Genomic DNA, 16,442 nt, shown 5'->3' on the forward strand with positions numbered 1-16,442 from the left:
GGTGACGGCGGCGCCTCAGGCGTCGCCGTCCTCATGTGGCGCGACGACGAGATTGGCGCCGTCGAGCCCCGTGACCGTCACCCGCGTGCCCGCCGGGCAGTCGGGCCCGACGGCGCGCCAGACGGTATCGTCGACCCGCACCCGACCCTCGCCACCCGTGATCGGAACATCGAGCGTGAAGCTGCGGCCGACGAGCGCCGCACCGCGCCGGTTGAGGAAGGGCTGGTCGGCCGACCCCTCGTCGCGGCGCCGGGTGACGAGCCGCCCCACGACGACGCTCGCCACGGAGAGCAGCGCGAAGACGATGGCGCTCGCCTGCCACGAGAGGTCGAACAGGGCATCGATCAGGCCTGTCGCGATGGCGGCGAGGCCGAGCCAGATGAGGAAGACGCCAGGCGCTGCGAGTTCGAGCGCCACGAGCACCAGCCCCAGCACGATCCAGGCCCAGGGGCCGAGGGCGATGATCGCCTCGCGGATCACGTGAGCCTCCCGTCAGACCGGGGCGGCAGTGCCGGGCCCGCCGCTCGGGGGCACGCTGCCGCGGCGCGAGGCCTGCAGCTGGCGCGCCACGGCGGTGCCGGAGCCGCCCTCGCCGAAGACGGTCTTGGTGATCTCGCCGAGGCCGGCCAGCGTGCCGACGACGCCCGCCGCCTCGATGGGCACGACCACGACCTTCTGGTTGGGCGCCGCGGCGAGGCTCTTGAGCGCGTCGACATATTTCTCGGCGACGAGGAAGTTCGCCGCCGCGAGGTCGCCCTGGGCGATAGCCTCGCTGACGAGCGAGGTCGCCTTCGCCTCGGCCTCGGCGAGGCGCTCGCGCCCCTCCGCGTCGCGGAAGGCGGCCTCCTTGCGGCCCTCGGCGGCGAGGATCTGCGCCTGCTTCTCGCCCTCCGCGCGCAGGATCTGCGCCTGGCGCTCGCCTTCGGCCTCGAGGATGCTGGCCCGCTTCTCGCGCTCGGCCTTCATCTGCCGGGCCATGGCATCGGCGAGGTCGGCGGGCGGCAGGATGTCCTTGATCTCGATGCGGGTCACCTTGACGCCCCAGGGCGAGGCGGCCGCATCCATGACGCGCAGGAGCTTCTCGTTGATCTCGTCGCGGTGCGACAGCAGCTGGTCGAGGTCCATGGAGCCGACGACGGTGCGGATATTGGTCATCGTCAATGTCAGCAGCGCCTGCGACAGGTCCGACACCTCGTAGGAAGCCCGCGGGGCGTCGAGCACCTGGAAGAAGGCGACGGCATCGATCTTCACGCCGGCATTGTCCTTGGTGATGGCCTCCTGGCTCGGCACGTCGAGCACCTGCTCCATCATGTTCACCTTGTGCCCGATGGATTCGACATAGGGCACGATGAGCCCGAGCCCGGGGCCGAGCGAGCGCGAGTAGCGGCCGAAGCGCTCGACCGTATAGGCATAGCCCTGCGGCACCGTGCGCACCCCGAGCGCGATCGTCAGGATGACGAGACCGACGAGGACGATGACGAAGATATCGAAGCCGAACATGATGCCCCCCTGAACCGCGCCCCCCGCATGGCGCCTCGCGGCGAGGCTACATATCACATGCCGGCGACCGCGAAAGCACCGGCACCGGTCGCACAGAGGGTCGCGTAATCCGCAGCGGGCTCTCGCTCGCCGGGACGGCCCGGGCGAGCGATCAGACCCACCCCTGGAGCTCGCGCGTCACGATATGCTCGATGACGCGCATGCCCTCCGGCGAATCGTTGAGGCAGGGAATGGCGGCGAAGTGCTCGCCGCCATGCTCGTGGAAGATCTCGGCGTTTTCGCCGGCGATCTCCTCGAGCGTCTCGAGGCAGTCCGCCGAAAAGCCCGGCATGACCACGGCGAGGCGCTTCACGCCCTTTTCGGCGAGGCCCTTCACGGTCATGTCCGTATAGGGCTGCAGCCATTCGGCCCGGCCGAAGCGCGACTGGAAGGTGAGGATGAAGCGCTCCGGCGGCAGGCCGAGCGCCTCGCGCATCAGCCGCGCCGTCTTCTGGCACTGGCAGTGATAGGGATCGCCCTTGAGGAGGTAGTCCTTGGGCACGCCGTGGAAGGAGGCGATGATGACCTCGGGCTCGAAGGTGAGCTTGGCGAGCTCGGCCTTCAGGCTCTCGACCACCGCTCCGATATAGACGGGATCGTCGTGATAGGGCGGCGAGACGCGGATGGTCGGCTGCCAGCGCATCTGCATCAGCGCCTCGAAGGCCTTGTCGCAGGCGGTGGCGGTGGTCGCGGCGGCATATTGCGGATAGAGCGGCACCAGGAGGATGCGGTCGCAGCCCTCGCGCTGCAGCGCCTCGAGGCGCTCCTTGACGCTCGGATTGCCGTAGCGCATGGCCCAGTCGACGACGAAGCGACCTTCACTTCCGCCCGGCATGGTGGCGAGCTTCTGCGTGAGCTTCTCCGCCTGCGAACGCGTGATCGTCTTCAGGGGCGACTCGTTGCGCTCCTTGTTCCAGATCGTCTCGTAGTCCTTGCCCTTGCGGCCGGGGCGCGTCGTCAGGATGATGCCGTTGAGCAGTGGCCACCACAGGATGCGCGGGGTCTCGATGACGCGCCGGTCGGAGAGGAACTCCTTGAGGTAGCGGCGCATCGACCAGTAGTCGGTGGCGTCGGGCGTGCCGAGATTGAGCAGCAGCACGCCGATGCGCCCCGCCGCGACGGGCGGATGGTCGGCAGGAAGGCGCACAGCGCGGGATGCCGCTTCGCTCGAAGACACCGGATCGCTCTCCATTCGTTGCTCGCACAGGCGCGACAGGCCTCATGTAGACGCCTTTCGCCGCCTGTCCAGTATACGCGCAACCGCCACCGGCGGACCGATCGCCGCAGACGGGCGCCTCCGCCGTGTCGAGACGCTTGCCGGCCGCTCCACAGCCCGACATCATGCTTTCGCGCGCCCGCGCCATTCTCCTCGCAAGGTGCCACCGGTCGGAGCCCCCCATGAGCCCCATCTCCCGTCGCCAGACCCTGCGCCTCGGCGTGACCGCCGGCCTCGCCGCCGCCACGCTGACCACCGGCGCCGAAGCCGCCCCGCCGCCGGCGAGCTTCACCCTGCTGCTCGTCAATGACATCTACAAGATGAACGAGGACAAGGGGCGCGGCGGCTTCCCGCGCCTTGCCGCGATCGTCAAGGCCGAGCGGGCGCGCGGCGTGCCCATGCTCTTCTGCCATGCCGGCGACTGCTTCTCGCCTTCGTTGATGTCCGGCTTCGACCACGGCGCCCACATCGTGGCGCTGACCAACATGATCAAGCCGGACGTCTTCGTGCCCGGCAACCACGAGTTCGACTTCGGCAAGGAGGATTATTTCGCCCGCCAGCGCGAGGCCGAGTTCCCCTTCTTTGCGGCCAACATGCGCGATGCCGCCGGCAATCCCCTGCCCGGCCACCAGGACAGCGCCGTCTTCGAGCTCGGCGGCGTCAAGGTGGGCGTCGTCGGCCTCATCCTCGAGAACGTGCCGCAGATGTCGGATCCAGGCGACCTCGCCTTCCTGCCGGTGATGGAGACATTGCGCAAGGAGGCGAAGAAGCTGCGCGAGGAAGGCGCCGACCTCGTCGTCGCGGTCACGCATACGGACCGGGCGATGGACTACGAGATCGTGCGCTCGCGCCTCGTCGACGTGCTGCTCACCGGCCACGACCACGACCTTGCCATCGGCTTCGACGGCAAGACGGTGATGGTGGAATCGAACGAGGAGGGCAATTACGTCACCGCCATCGACTTCACCGCCTCCGTGAGCGGCGAGGGCAGCGCCCGCAAGGTGACGTGGACGCCGACCTTCCGCGTCAACGATTCCCGCGCCGTCGACCCCGATCCGGAGGTGCTCGCGGTCGTTGCGCGCTACGAGGCGGACTTGTCGAAGGAGCTCGACATCGCCGTCGCCACGCTCGCCGCCCCGCTCGACAGCCGCACCGCGAGCGTCCGCTCGCACGAAACCGCCATCGGCGATTTCATCGCGGATGCGATGCGCGAGGCGACGGGCGCCACCATCGCCATCACCAACGGCGGCGGCATCCGCGGCAACAAGCAATATCCGGCCGGCCACGAACTGACCCGCCGCGACATCCTCACCGAGATGCCCTTCGGCAACCGCACCGTCGTCACCAGCCTCACCGGCAAGCAGGTGAAGGCGGCGCTGGAGAACGGCTTCTCGCAGATGGAGCAGCGCGCCGGCCGCTTCCCGCAGGTGTCGGGGCTGACCGTGACGGTCGACCCCAAGCGCCCCGCCGGCAGCCGCGTCGTCGCGGTGACGGTCGGCGACGCGCCCATCGAGGACGACAAGACCTATACGGTCGCTACCAACGACTTCCTGCTGAAGGGCGGCGACGGCTATTCGATGCTGGCGAGCGGCGTCAAGGGCGGCGACCTCGACGTCGCCGGCAAGCTGATGGCGAACGACGTGATGGTCTACGCCCGCAAGCTCGGCACGATCGACATCAAGCCCGAAGGCCGCATCGTGATGCAGTAGGTGCGGCCGGGAGACGTCCTTCGGCCTCAGAAGTTAGGACCAGCCGCCCCAGCGCGATGGATGGATCCCTCCCCTCTAGGGGAGGGTGGATCGGTCCGAAGGACCGAGACGGGTGGGGTCGAGGACGGGAACGACGTGTCTATGTTGACCGCGTGCCCCCTCCGTCGCTGCTTCGCAGCGCCACCTCCCCCGTGCGGGGGAGGATCAAGACTGCTCGGATCCCTCACCCAACGCCTTTGCAAGGGAGGCGCAATCAATCCGGTAGGCGCCCGCTGCCGCCTGCCTATTCCCGACTGCCGTTGCCTCTCAATCATACTTGCGTTCGTCGGCTATGACCTTGCCGTCGTTGGGCAGGGCGCCGGGCGAGACGAGGGAGACGCCGCCCTTCAGCTTGGCGACGGCCTGCAGCGTCTCGCCCACGGCCGCCGCGTCGACGAGATCGGCATTGGCCGTCTCGGCCTGCAGCGTCATCACGTCCATCTCGTCCTCGCGCGTGACGACGAGGCGCAGCTTGCCGAGCTCCGGATGGCGGCGGCCGATCTCGGCCACCTGCTCGGGCCGCACGAACATGCCCTTGACCTTCGTCGTCTGGTCGGCACGCCCGAGCCAGCCCCTGATGCGCAGGCCGGTGCGCCCGCAGGGGCTCGTCCCGGGCATGATCGCGGACAGGTCGCCGAGGGCGAGGCGCAGGATCGGATGGTGCGGGTCGAGCGAGGTGACGACCACCTCGCCCACCTCCCCTTCCGCCACCGGATCGCCCGTGCCCGGCCGCACGATCTCGACGATGAGGTCCTCGTTGACGATGAGGCCCTCGCGGGCCGGCGTCTCGTAGGCGATGGCGCCGCACTCCGCGACCGCATAGAGCTGGTAGCCGTCGATGCCGCGCTCGGCGAAAGCCCTCTGCAGCGACGGCGGGAAGGCAGCGCCCGAGACCACCGCCCGGCGGAAGGAGGAGGTGTCGAGCCCCGCCGCATCGGCCGCCTCGAGGAGGATCTTCAGGAAATCCGGCGTGCCGGTATAGCCGGTGGGGCGATAGGCGGCGATGACCTGCAGCTGCTGCTCGGTATTGCCGGGCCCGGCCGGGATGACCGCGCAGCCGAGCGCCCGCGCGCCGGAATCGAGGATGAAGCCGCCCGGCGTGAGGTGATAGGAGAAGGTATTGAGCACCACGTCGCCGCTGCGAAACCCGGCGGCATGGAGCGCGCGCGCCGAGCGCCACGGGTCGGCCTGCGCCCCTTCCGGCTCGAAGATCGGCCCGGGCGAGGCGAAGAGCCGGCTGAAGCTGCCGGGAGCGTCGCCGACATAGCCGCCGAAGGGCGGCGCCGCGCTCTGCAGGGCCGGCAGGTCGGACTTGCGCAGCACCGGCAGGTTCGCCAGCGCCTCGCGGCTCGTGATGTCGAGCGGCTGGATGCCGGACAGATGCTGGGCCCAGCCGGGCGCCTGCATCGCCTTGGCGACGAGCGTCGGCAGATGGGCGAGAAGCTCCGCCTCCCGCGCGGCGGGGTCGCGCGTTTCGCGATGGTCGTAGAATTCCTTCATCGGTCCTCTCAGCGACGGTCGGTCGCAAGCCGCACGGCGAGCCCGGCGAGCACCAGTCCCATCAGGTAGCGCTGCACCCTGAGCCACAGCGGCCGGCGGGCAAGGAAGGCGGCGATGGCGCCGGCGAATACGACGATGAGCATGTTGACGCTGACGCTCACGCCGATCTGGATCGAGCCGAGGAGAATGTTCTGCAGCAGCACGTCGCCTTTTCCGGGATCGACGAACTGCGGCAGCAGCGACAGGTAGAGCACCGCGATCTTCGGGTTGAGCAGGTTCGTCAGGAAGCCCATGGCGAAGAGGCGGACCGGCCTGTCGGGCGCGAGGTTCCGCGCCTCGAAGGGCGTCGCGCCGCCGGGCTTCACCGCCTGCCAGGCGAGATAGAGGAGATAGGCGGCCCCCGCCCACTTGATGGCCTCGTAGAGGAAGGGCACCGCGAGCGCGAGCGCCGTCAGCCCCACGGCCGCCGCAACCATGTAGAAGACGAAGCCTGCCGCCACCCCGACGAGCGAGACGGCGCCGGCGCGCCAGCCCTGCGTGATCGAGCGCGACACGAGATAGATCATGTTCGGCCCCGGCGTCAGCACCATGCCGAGCGCGATCAGCGCGAAAGCCGCCATCCGCCCCGTGTCGACCACGTCCATCCTTCGCTCCTACATCAGCCAGCGCTTGCGGCGCTTGTAGCTCTTCACCTCGCGGAAGGACTTGCGCTCGCCCTCGCCGATGCCGAGGTAGAACTCCTTGACGTCCTCGTTCTCGCGCAGCGAGGCGGCGTCGCCGTCCATCACGATGCGCCCCGTCTCCATGATATAGCCGTAGGTGGCATAGCGCAGGGCGATGTTGGTGTTCTGCTCGGCGAGCAGGAAGGACACGCCCTCCCGGGCGTTGAGGTCCTTCACGATCTCGAAGATCTCCTCCACCACCTGCGGCGCCAGGCCCATCGACGGCTCGTCGAGGAGGATCATCTTCGGCCGGGACATGAGGGCGCGGCCGATGGCGCACATCTGCTGCTCGCCGCCGGAGGTGTAGCCCGACATCGAGCTCTTGCGCTGCCTGAGGCGCGGGAAATAGTCGTAGACCATCTCCATGTCGCGCCGGATGGCCGCCCCTCCGTCGCGCCGCGTGAAGGCGCCGGTCAGGAGGTTCTCCTCGATGGTGAGGTGACCGAAGCAGTGGCGCCCCTCCATCACCTGAATGCAGCCGCGCCGCACCAGCTCGTTCGGCGTCATCCGGTCGACGCGCTCGCCATCGAACTCGATCGAGCCCTTCGTCACCTCGCCGCGCTCGGCGCGCAGCAGGTTGGAGACGGCCTTCAGCGTCGTCGTCTTGCCCGCCCCGTTGGCGCCGAGCAGCGCGACGATGCCGCCGCGCGGCACGGTGAGCGACACGCCCTTCAGCACCAGGATGACGTGGTCGTAGATCACCTCGATGTTGTTCACCGAGAGGATCGTCTCTGTCGCCGCCTCGGCGGCGGGCGCGGCTGCGGTGCTCATGCTGGTTCCCTCGTTCCCCCCTGGCCCTCCGGGAGCGGTTGGGGGCGGACGGTGAAGGTCACGTTTCGTCCTGCCCCCTGCCCCTCCCCCCGCGAGGGGAGAGGGACGAGGCTGCGGACGTTCCGTCAGGACTGCTTGTCGCAGGGCTCCGTGCGCTTCGGCCAGCCGGTGCTCTTCTCGGCATAGTCCTTCGCGGCGGCCTCGAGCAGCGGCTTGACGCGGTCGGCCATCGGCTCGATGGGCTCGGAGATCTTCACCCACTTCTCCCCGTCCCACTGCTGCATGAAGGCCGGGCGATGGCCGTTGTGGTCCGTGCAGGTGAGCTTGATCGGGCCGGCGAAGCCCTCGAGCCCGAGCTCCTTCAGGCGGGCCTCGTTGAGGTCGAGCGTCTCGAGGCCGCGGCGCACGTCCTCGCCCGTCACCACCTTCTTGCCGGTGATCTGCTGGGCGTTGCGGATGCCCTCGGCGATCAGCATCGAGTTGTAGACGCCGCGGTTGTAGAGCACCTCGCCCAAGGTGTTCTTCTGCGCCTGGCTGAGGCCCTTGTCGACGACGAGCTTCTGGATGTCCTGCAGGGCCGGGAAGTCCGTGCCCACCGCGTGCCAGTTGAGGGTCTTGAAGCCCTTGCCGCCGGCGCCCGCCGAGCGCAGGTCGTCATCGCCCGGCCACCAGATGGAGATGAACTTCTCCATGGGGAAGTTGATCTTCGCCGCTTCCTTCACGGCGGTCGGGTTGAGGGCGCCCCAGCCGTACATCACCATGTAGTCGGGCCGGTCGCGCCGCACGCTCAGCCACTGCGAGGACTGGTTCTGCATGCTGTCGGCCGGCACGGGATAGAGCTTGAGCTCGAAGCCGAGGTCGCGCGACAGCTGGTCGAAGAGCGGCAGGGGCTCGCGGCCGAAGCCCGCGTCGAGATAGACGTAGCCGATCTTCTTGCCCTTGAGCTTGTCGAGGCCGCCCTCCTGCTCGCCGATGTACTTGATGATCATCGACAGACCATCCCAGTAGGTGTTCGGCGGGTTGAAGATCCACGGGAAGGTGTCGCCGTCCGCCGAGGCCGAGAGGCCATAGGCCATGGACAGGATCGGGATCTTGTCGACGGCCGCGCGCGGGATGAGCGGCAGGGTGATGCCCGTCGACCACGGGTTGATCATCACCGGGTTCTTGCCCTTCACCGCCTCGTAGCACTCGACGCCCTTCTTGGTGTCGTAGCCCGTCTCGCACTCCTCGAGGATGAGCTTGGCGCCGCCGATGCCCCCATCACGCTCGTTGAGCATGGTGAGATAGTCGCGCATGCCGTTGGCGATCGGGATGCCCGACCCCGAGAAGGGGCCGGTGCGGTAGGTGAACAGCGGCACATAGACCGAATCCTGCGCCTTGGCCGGCACGGCGAAGGCCGCCGATGCCACGACCGCGGTCGCCAGGATGGTGGAAAGCTTGCGCACCATGTTTCGTTTCCTCCCGTTGAAGCGCCCCGCCTGCGACGCGGCGCCCGTCCGTTTGTCCGGCTCGTTCCCGGTCCTGCCGCGCTAGTAGGGGAAGGGCCAGACCCTGAGCTTCTGCTTGCCCGTCTGCCAGAGCCGCGCCAGTCCGTGCGGCTCGACGATCAGGAAGAAGATGATGAGCGCGCCGACGATCATGAACGTCAGGTGCTCGACCGTGGCGGCCCCGATGTTGAGGCCGACGAGTGAGGGCGCCCCGCGCAGCACGATGGGCAGGATGTAGATGAGCGCCGCGCCGAAGAAGGAGCCGGTGAGGCTGCCGAGCCCGCCGATGATCACCATGAAGAGGATCAGGAAGGACTGGTTGATGGAGAAGACCTCGGGCTCGGCGCCGCCGTACCAGAGGAAGACCATCAGCGCGCCGGCGACGCCGCAGTAGAAGGACGAGACGGCGAAGGCGAGCAGCTTCGTCGGCAAAAGCTTGATGCCCATGAGCTCGGCGGCGATGTCCATGTCGCGCACCGCCATCCACGAGCGGCCGATGCGGCCGTGGACGAGGTTCGAGGCGACCCACGTCAGCAGGATGACGATGCCGAGGACGACGTAGTAGCGCATCTCGGGCGAGGCATTGGGGCCCGTCACCGGGATGCCGAAGAGGGTCCGCGTCGGCACCTCGATCGCGCCCGAGACGTTGTAGTTGTAGAGCCACGGGATGCGGATGAAGCACCACTGCAGGAAGAATTGCGCGGCAAGCGTCGCCACCGCGAGGTAGAAGCCCTTGATCCGCAGCGACGGCAGGCCGAAGAACACGCCGACGGCCGCGGCGAACAGGCCCGAGGTGAGGATCCAGACGATGATGTTCACGCCGGGGAAGATCGTCGTCAGCTTGTAGCAGGCGAACGCCCCCACGCCCATGAAGCCGGCCGTGCCCAGCGACAGGAGCCCGGTGTAGCCGGTCAGGAGGTTGAGCCCGATCGACGCCAGCGCGAAGATGAGGAACGGGATCATCACCACCGACAGGAAGAAGGCGTTGCCCGCGAGCGGGATGACCACGAGGGCGAGCGTGAGGATGAGGGCGATGCCGATCTTGTCCTGCAGGATCGGGAAGACCGCCATGTCTGCGGCATAGTTCGTCTTGAACTGGCCTGCTTCGCGGTAGAACACGGATGCCGCCTCCTCAAATCCGCTCGATGATCTTCTCGCCGAACAGGCCCTGCGGCCGGAACAGCAGGAAGCCGAGGGCGATGACATAGGCGAGCCAGCTCTCGATGCCGCTGCCGACCAGAGGCCCCCAGTAGAACTCGCCGAGCTTCTCGCCGACGCCGATGATGAGCCCGCCGACGATGGCGCCGGGCACCGAGGTGAAGCCGCCGAGGATCAGCACCGGCAGGGCTTTCAGCGCGATGATCTGCAGCGCGAAGGACACCTCCGAGCGCGCGCCCCACATGATGCCGGTGGCGAGCGCCACGATGCCGGCGGTGAACCAGACGATGATCCAGATCTGGTTGAGCGAGATGCCGACCGACAGCGCCGCCTTGTGGCTGTCGGCGACCGCCCTGAGCGCCCGCCCGATGCGCGTCTTCTGGAAGAAGACGGCGAGCGAGGCCACCATGACCGAGGCGATGACCGCCGCCGTGATGTCGATCTTCTGCAGGCTGACGAAGCCGCCGAGCATCTCGAACTCGACGGAGCCGCGCGGCAGGTAGAGCTGGTCGGTGATCATCACCTTCGGGTTGCCGCCGAAGACGAGCTCGCCGAAGCCGATGAGGAAATAGGTGAGCCCGAAGGTCGCCATGAAGAGGATGATGTCGGGCTGGTTGACGAGCGGGCGCAGCACGATGCGCTCGACGCCGACGGCGAGCACGAACATCACGCCGATGGTCAGGATGAGCGCGAGGATGGCCGGCACGCCGGCCTCGTAGAGCCCGACGAGGGTCAGCGCCGCGAACACCACCATGATGCCCTGGGCGAAGTTGAAGACGCCCGAAGCCTTGAAGATGAGCACGAAGCCGAGCGCGATCAGCGCATAGAGCACGCCCGAGACGAGCCCCTCCCACAGCGTCTGCACGAGAAGGTCCGGCGCCGAGCCCATCTGCACGAAGGGGTCGATGAAGATGTTGTACAGGATGTCCATCAATACGCCCTCAGTGCGGCACGCCGAGATAGGCGTCGATGACGGCCTGGTTGCTCTTGACCTCGTCGGGCACGCCGTCCGCGATCTTGCGGCCGTATTCGAGCACGACGACGCGGTCCGACAGGTCCATGACGACGCCCATGTCGTGCTCGATGAGCGCGATGGTGGTGCCGAACTGGCTGTTGACGTCGAGGATGAAGCGGCACATGTCCTCCTTCTCCTCGAGGTTCATGCCCGCCATCGGCTCGTCGAGCAGCAGCAGCTCCGGCTCCATGGCGAGCGCCCGGCCGAGCTCGACGCGCTTCTGCAGGCCGTAGGGCAGCCGCCCCACCGGCACCTTGCGGATGGCCTCGATCTCGAGGAAATCGATGATCTCCTCCACCACCTTGCGGTGCTCGATCTCCTCGGCCATCGCCGGCCCGTGCCGCAGCATCTGCCAGAAGAAGCCGCGCCTCATCTTCAGCGTGCGCCCGGCCATGATGTTGTCGAGCGTCGTCATGCCCTTGAAGAGCGCGACGTTCTGGAAGGTGCGCGCGATGCCCTGGCTCGCCGCCACATAGGGGCGCATCTTCGAGCGCGTCCTGCCCTTGAAGGTGATGCGCCCGTCCTGCGGGTGGTAGAAACCGTTGATGACGTTGAGCATCGACGTCTTGCCCGCGCCGTTCGGGCCGATGATGGCGCGGATCTCGCCCTTGCGGATGTCGAAGGAGACATCCGTGATGGCCTTGACCCCGCCGAAGCGCAGGGAAACGTTCTCGACGGCGAGCAGGACGTCGCCGGCCGTGACACCGGCATCCATGTCGGGCGCCCTCATGCGGCCTTCTCCTTCACCGCGGCGGGATAGATCCGCATGTCGCGGATCTTGACGCGCGCCGAAATCGTGCCCTTGCGGCCGTCCTCGAAGGTCACTTCGGTCGTGATGTCGGCCTCGCGCGAGCCGTCGTAGAGCGCCGTGATGAGCGGCGCGTAGCGCTCGGCGATGAAGCCGCGCCTGACCTTCTGCGTGCGCGTGAGCTCGCCGTCGTCCGCATCGAGCTCCTTGTGCAGGATGAGGAAGCGGCGGATCTGCGCACCGGCCATCATCGGCTCGGCGGCGAGGGAGCGGTTCACCTCGTCGACGTTCTTCTCGAGCATGTCGTAGACGAGCGGATGGCCGGCGAGCTCCTGGTAGGAGCCGTAGACCACGTTGTTGCGCTCGGCCCAGTTGCCGACGGCGGTGAGGTCGATGTTGATGAAGCAGGAGACGTAGTCGCGCTCGTGGCCGAAGGCGACGGCCTCCTTCACGTTGGGGAAGAACTTCAGCTTGTTCTCGATGTACTTGGGCGGGAAGAGCGAGCCGTCGTTGAGCTTGCCGACGTCCTTGGCGCGGTCGATGATCTTGAGGTGGCCGGCGGGGTCGAAGAAGCCGGCATCGCCCGTCTTGATGAAGCCGTCCTCGGTCAGCACCTCGCTGGTCTTCTCCTCATCCCTGAAATAGCCGGTGAACATGCCCGGCGAGCGGAACAGCACCTCCCCGCTCTCGGAGAGGCGGATTTCGACATTGGGCATCGGCGGGCCGACCGTGTCCGGCTTGATGGCGCCGTCAGGCTGGGCCGTGACGTAGAGGAAGGCCTCCGTCTGGCCGTAGAGCTGCTTCAGGTTGAGGCCGAGCGAACGGTAGAAGGAGAAGAGGTCCGGCCCGATCGCCTCGCCCGCCGTATAGGCGACGCGAATGCGCGAGAAGCCGAGCACGTTCTTCAGCGGTTCGTAGACGAGGAGCCGCCCGAGCCCGTAGAGCAATCGCCCGCCGAGCGGCACGTCTTCGCCGTTGAGGATCTTCTCGCCATAGCGCTTCGCGACGCCGATGAAGTAATGAAACATGCGCCGCTTCAGCCCGCCCGCATCCTCCATGCGGATCATGACGCGGGTCAGGATCTGCTCGAAGACGCGCGGCGGCGCGAAATAGAAGGTCGGGCCGATCTCCTTGAGGTCCTGCATCGCCGTCTCGGCCGATTCCGGGCAGGCCATGCAGAAGCCGGCGACGAGCCCCTGGGCATAGTTGAGGTAATGGTCGCCGACCCAGGCGAGCGGCAGGTAGGCGAGCACCTCGTCCTTCTCGTCCAGCTTGTCGAAGGTCACCGTGTCGCGCGCCGCGGCGATGCAGCGCTCGGCGGTCAGCACGACCCCCTTGGAACGGCCTGTGGTGCCCGAGGTGTAAAGGATGATGGATACGTCCGAGCCCTTGCCGGCGGCCATGATGCCGTCGAGCCATGACGAGACCGCAGGATCCTTCAGCGCCTCCTCGCCCTCCGCGATAACCTCGGCCATCGGGTGGAGACGCGTATGGTCGTAGTCGCGCAGGCCGCGCGGCTCGTCGTAGATCATGTGCCGCAGCAGGGGCAGGCGCTCGGAGACGGAGAGGATCTTGTCGACCTGCTCCTGGTCCTGCACCGCCGCGAACTTCACCTCGGCGTGGGCGAGGACATAGGCGAGTTCGTCCGCCACGGCGTCGGCATAGACGGGCACGGGCACCGCCCCGAGCATCTGGGCTGCCATCACCGTCCAGTAGAGCTTCGGCCGGTTGGCGCCGACGATGGCGATGGCCTCGCCGTGCTTGAGGCCGAGCCGCTCGAGCCCCACGGCGAGGCAGCGCACGTTTTCGTACACCTCGGCCCACGTCCACGTCTGCCAGATGCCGAGATCCTTGTGGCGGAAGGCCGGCCGGTCGCCGCGCACCGCCGCGTTGTGCGCCAGAAGCTTGGCGAAAGTGTCCGCCCGCACGGAATCGACCGCTGTCACGGCACGTTCCTCCCTTCGGCCCCATCGGCCATGGCGTTTCCCTACAGGCCGGGTTTTGCCGGCTCTCGTTGATGCTCGAATAGTGCGCGGAGGGCCGCATCTCCGCAAGCATCCGCTTGACAGACAAGTCAGGCCCGTGTTGGCTGGGATGCCGGCTTGTGCCGACCGTTTTCCCCGCCTTTTTTGTCCATTTCGTCCCGTTCCGCCGTCATGCGGGACCTGTTTGGCGTCGCAGCATTCCGTGCGGAAAAACGAATATCACCTGGGAGCGATCCGCAGAAATCGTGCGGCGATTCGCATCCGGCCTCATTCGCCGTAGCGGGCCAGCCGGCGCAGGTCGATGATGCGCACGCCGCTGTGCTCGATCTTCAGGAGGCCCTCGTCCTCGAGCGCCCGGAGGCACTTGTTGGTCATCTGGCGCGACAGGCCGGAGAGCAGCCCGAGCTCCTCCTGGCTGATGTCGAGATAGCTGCCGACGCTCGGATAGAGCACCGGGTTGAACATCCAGGCGAGGCCGCGCGCGAGCCGCGCCTGCGCGTCGAGCATGCGGTCATAGCCGAGCACGGCGATGAACTGGCCGAGCCGCTCGTTGAGCTGATGGACGAGGAAGCGGTTGAAGGCGACGCTGTTGTCGAACAGCCAGAGGAAGGTCGCCCGGTTCATCAGCGCAAGGCGCGTCGCACGGATGGCGACGAGGTCGTACTTGCGCTGCTCGTCCTTGAGCAGGGTGCCTTCGCCGAACCATCCGCCCGCCGGCATGCCGGTGAAGGTGACGGCCTTGCCCGTGTCGGACACCGTGCTGACCTTGACGAGGCCGCTGACGACGCCGGACCAGCTGTCGAAGCGGTCCCCCTGATGGCAGATATACTCTCCCTGCGCAAAGCTGCGCTCGACGATGCCCCTCGCCGCCCGCTCCCGTTCGGCCGGGGAAAGATCATGCGCCCAGCGCGCAATGGAAAGAAGATGCTCGGTCGTGATCAAGACACTGTCCGTGGCCGCGTCGCCGGCACACTATAGAGAGGCTTGCCGGCCAAGCGAAGCATCGTGCGCCGCCCGGGGGCTCGGCCTTGCGTCTCCCTTCTTTCGTCCTCTTGTCCAGCCTCGTCGGGAATGGAACCTTGGCGGCAGAAACCGGGTGAACCTTGGGGGAACCATCCTGCGATGATCATCGAAGCCGAACGCTCCTGCCTTCTCCTCGTCGACTTTCAGGGCCGCCTCGCCCCCGCCATTTCAGGCGCCATGGAGACGGTCGCTGCGGCGCGGCGCCTCGCGCTCGCCGCCCGGCTCTTCGACGTGCCCGTCATCGCCAGCGAGCAGAACCCGCAGGGGCTCGGCCCGACGATCGAAGCCCTGCGCGACCTGCCGGAGCTCGTCATCGCCAAGACGGCCTTCGACGCCTCGCGCCAGAGCGAACTGCAGGATGCCCTCGACGAGAACCGCGACACCGTGCTCATCGCCGGCTGGGAGGCGCACGTCTGCGTCATGCAGACGGCCTTCGGCCTCAAGATGAACGGCTTCGCCCCCATCGTCGTGGCCGACGCCATCGGCTCGCGCCAGCCGGCGAGCAAGGCCGCCGCCCTCGACCGGCTCGCCCGCCACGGCGTCGAGATCGTTACGAGCGAGATGGTCGTCTTCGAATGGCTGCAGGATTGCGAGCACCCGCGCTTCAAAGAAGCGCTCGCCCTGATCAAGTGACGCAAGACCGCAACGGTCAGGTGCGCCGCGGCAGGCGCGGCACACCGGCCTGCCGCGCATAGGCCGCCGGGGTCAAACCGTAGGCGCGCTTGAAGAGCCGGGTAAGGTGGGCCTGGTCCGTGAAGCCAGCCTCCGCCGCCGCTTCGGCGGGCGGGATGCCGCGGGCGAGCGCGCCCTTGGCCGCCTCCAGGCGGATGGCGCGCAGATATTCGCTCGGCGGCAGGCCGAAGCGGCGCCGGAAGGCACGGATGAGCTGAAAGCGCCCGAGCCCTTCTCCCTCGGCCAGCGCCTCGATCGTCAGCCGCTCCGCCATCTCCTCCCGCATGCGCGCGGCGAGCCCGGCGATGGCTCCATGGCCTGCATCCTCCGCCCGGCCGCGCCGCCCGGCGTGACGCATGAGCGTGGCGGCGAGCCCGAGGTAGCGCTCCCCCGCCGCGAAGGGATCATCCCCAGCGTCGAGCTCGTGCGCATAGGCGAAAAGCGCGGCGGCAAGCGGCGGATCCTCCGCCACCACATCCCGGAAGCCGATCTCGTGCCTGGGGCCGAGCTCGGCGAGCGCGGCCGATAACGGCTCCGGCGCCAGATAGAGCATGCGGTAGACAACGCCCGCGTCGGTCGTCGCATGGCCGTCATGCAGGTCGAAGGGGCTGAACAGGATGACGGAGCCCGGCTGCGTCCGGTGCCGGGCGCCGCGGCACCAGAAGCTCTGCGATCCCCGCTCCGTGAAGCCGACCGCATAGGTCGCATGCGCGTGCCGGCCGTAGGCGTGCCGGCTGAGGCCGGCCTGCAGCGCCTCGGCGCCGCGCGTGTCGTCGCGCCGTGTTCGGAACCAGTCGTCGGCAGTTGCCTGTTGCAAGACCATCTCTCCTCGCCGCACCAGCGTACAAGACGCGGGGC

Annotated in this window: 15 protein-coding genes; 2 read left to right on the plus strand and 13 right to left on the minus strand. The window is 67.9% G+C overall.

Annotated features, from left to right (window positions below; all coding sequences use genetic code 11):
• Window positions 1-15: 15 nt before the first annotated feature.
• The 3 genes from GGR16_RS23200 to hemH all read right to left on the minus strand — a co-directional run bounded on the left by GGR16_RS23200 (window position 16) and on the right by hemH (window position 2,731).
• Window positions 16-477 (minus strand): NfeD family protein, encoded by a 462-nt coding sequence (locus GGR16_RS23200; RefSeq protein ID WP_026015499.1) that lies wholly within the window; start codon window positions 475-477, stop codon window positions 16-18.
• A 15-nt stretch (window positions 478-492) separates the two neighbouring features.
• Window positions 493-1,500 carry an SPFH domain-containing protein gene (locus GGR16_RS23205; protein WP_026015498.1) on the minus strand — a complete coding sequence of 336 codons (1,008 nt, stop codon included), beginning with the start codon at window positions 1,498-1,500 and terminating at the stop codon, window positions 493-495.
• A gap of 151 nt (window positions 1,501-1,651) precedes the next feature.
• Complete coding sequence (gene hemH / locus GGR16_RS23210) at window positions 1,652-2,731, minus strand: ferrochelatase (protein WP_019404297.1); 1,080 nt, start codon at window positions 2,729-2,731, stop codon at window positions 1,652-1,654.
• Window positions 2,732-2,937: 206 nt separating this feature from the next.
• Here hemH and GGR16_RS23215 point away from each other — a divergent pair, with 206 nt between their 5' ends.
• The gene (locus tag GGR16_RS23215) at window positions 2,938-4,464 is read left to right on the plus strand and encodes a bifunctional metallophosphatase/5'-nucleotidase (RefSeq protein WP_183318492.1); all 1,527 of its coding nucleotides are present in this window, start codon (window positions 2,938-2,940) and stop codon (window positions 4,462-4,464) included.
• Window positions 4,465-4,770: 306 nt separating this feature from the next.
• On the opposite strand, the gene GGR16_RS23220 is transcribed toward GGR16_RS23215, so the two are convergent.
• The 9 genes from GGR16_RS23220 to GGR16_RS23260 form a co-directional block, all read right to left on the minus strand.
• Complete coding sequence (locus GGR16_RS23220; RefSeq protein WP_183318494.1) at window positions 4,771-6,003, minus strand: phenylacetate--CoA ligase family protein; 1,233 nt, start codon at window positions 6,001-6,003, stop codon at window positions 4,771-4,773.
• Between the two features lie 8 nt (window positions 6,004-6,011).
• Complete coding sequence (locus tag GGR16_RS23225; RefSeq protein WP_026015497.1) at window positions 6,012-6,641, minus strand: LysE family translocator; 630 nt, start codon at window positions 6,639-6,641, stop codon at window positions 6,012-6,014.
• A gap of 15 nt (window positions 6,642-6,656) precedes the next feature.
• Complete coding sequence (locus tag GGR16_RS23230; RefSeq protein WP_019404293.1) at window positions 6,657-7,496, minus strand: ABC transporter ATP-binding protein; 840 nt, start codon at window positions 7,494-7,496, stop codon at window positions 6,657-6,659.
• A 125-nt stretch (window positions 7,497-7,621) separates the two neighbouring features.
• Window positions 7,622-8,944, minus strand: a complete 1,323-nt coding sequence (locus GGR16_RS23235; protein WP_183318496.1) for an ABC transporter substrate-binding protein — start codon at window positions 8,942-8,944, stop codon at window positions 7,622-7,624.
• 81 nt (window positions 8,945-9,025) lie between these two features.
• Window positions 9,026-10,102, minus strand: a complete 1,077-nt coding sequence (locus tag GGR16_RS23240) for a branched-chain amino acid ABC transporter permease (RefSeq protein WP_019404291.1) — start codon at window positions 10,100-10,102, stop codon at window positions 9,026-9,028.
• A gap of 13 nt (window positions 10,103-10,115) precedes the next feature.
• Complete coding sequence (locus tag GGR16_RS23245; protein ID WP_183318498.1) at window positions 10,116-11,072, minus strand: branched-chain amino acid ABC transporter permease; 957 nt, start codon at window positions 11,070-11,072, stop codon at window positions 10,116-10,118.
• Window positions 11,073-11,082: 10 nt separating this feature from the next.
• Complete coding sequence (locus tag GGR16_RS23250) at window positions 11,083-11,886, minus strand: ABC transporter ATP-binding protein (RefSeq protein ID WP_019404289.1); 804 nt, start codon at window positions 11,884-11,886, stop codon at window positions 11,083-11,085.
• Window positions 11,883-13,850, minus strand: a complete 1,968-nt coding sequence (locus GGR16_RS23255; protein WP_183318500.1) for an AMP-binding protein — start codon at window positions 13,848-13,850, stop codon at window positions 11,883-11,885. The genes GGR16_RS23250 and GGR16_RS23255 overlap by 4 nt, the downstream gene beginning before the upstream one ends.
• A 306-nt stretch (window positions 13,851-14,156) precedes the next feature.
• Window positions 14,157-14,831, minus strand: a complete 675-nt coding sequence (locus GGR16_RS23260; protein WP_019404287.1) for a Crp/Fnr family transcriptional regulator — start codon at window positions 14,829-14,831, stop codon at window positions 14,157-14,159.
• Window positions 14,832-15,011: 180 nt separating this feature from the next.
• Here GGR16_RS23260 and GGR16_RS23265 point away from each other — a divergent pair, with 180 nt between their 5' ends.
• Window positions 15,012-15,545, plus strand: coding sequence for an isochorismatase family protein (locus GGR16_RS23265; RefSeq protein WP_019404286.1), 534 nt, complete (start codon window positions 15,012-15,014; stop codon window positions 15,543-15,545).
• Between the two features lie 16 nt (window positions 15,546-15,561).
• Here GGR16_RS23265 and GGR16_RS23270 read toward each other — a convergent pair whose 3' ends face one another.
• Window positions 15,562-16,401: an AraC family transcriptional regulator gene (locus tag GGR16_RS23270; protein ID WP_183318502.1), complete on the minus strand. Its 840-nt coding sequence runs from the start codon at window positions 16,399-16,401 to the stop codon at window positions 15,562-15,564.
• Window positions 16,402-16,442: the final 41 nt, after the last annotated feature.

It is taken from the genome of Chelatococcus caeni (assembly GCF_014196925.1).
GTDB lineage: Bacteria > Pseudomonadota > Alphaproteobacteria > Rhizobiales > Beijerinckiaceae > Chelatococcus_A > Chelatococcus_A caeni.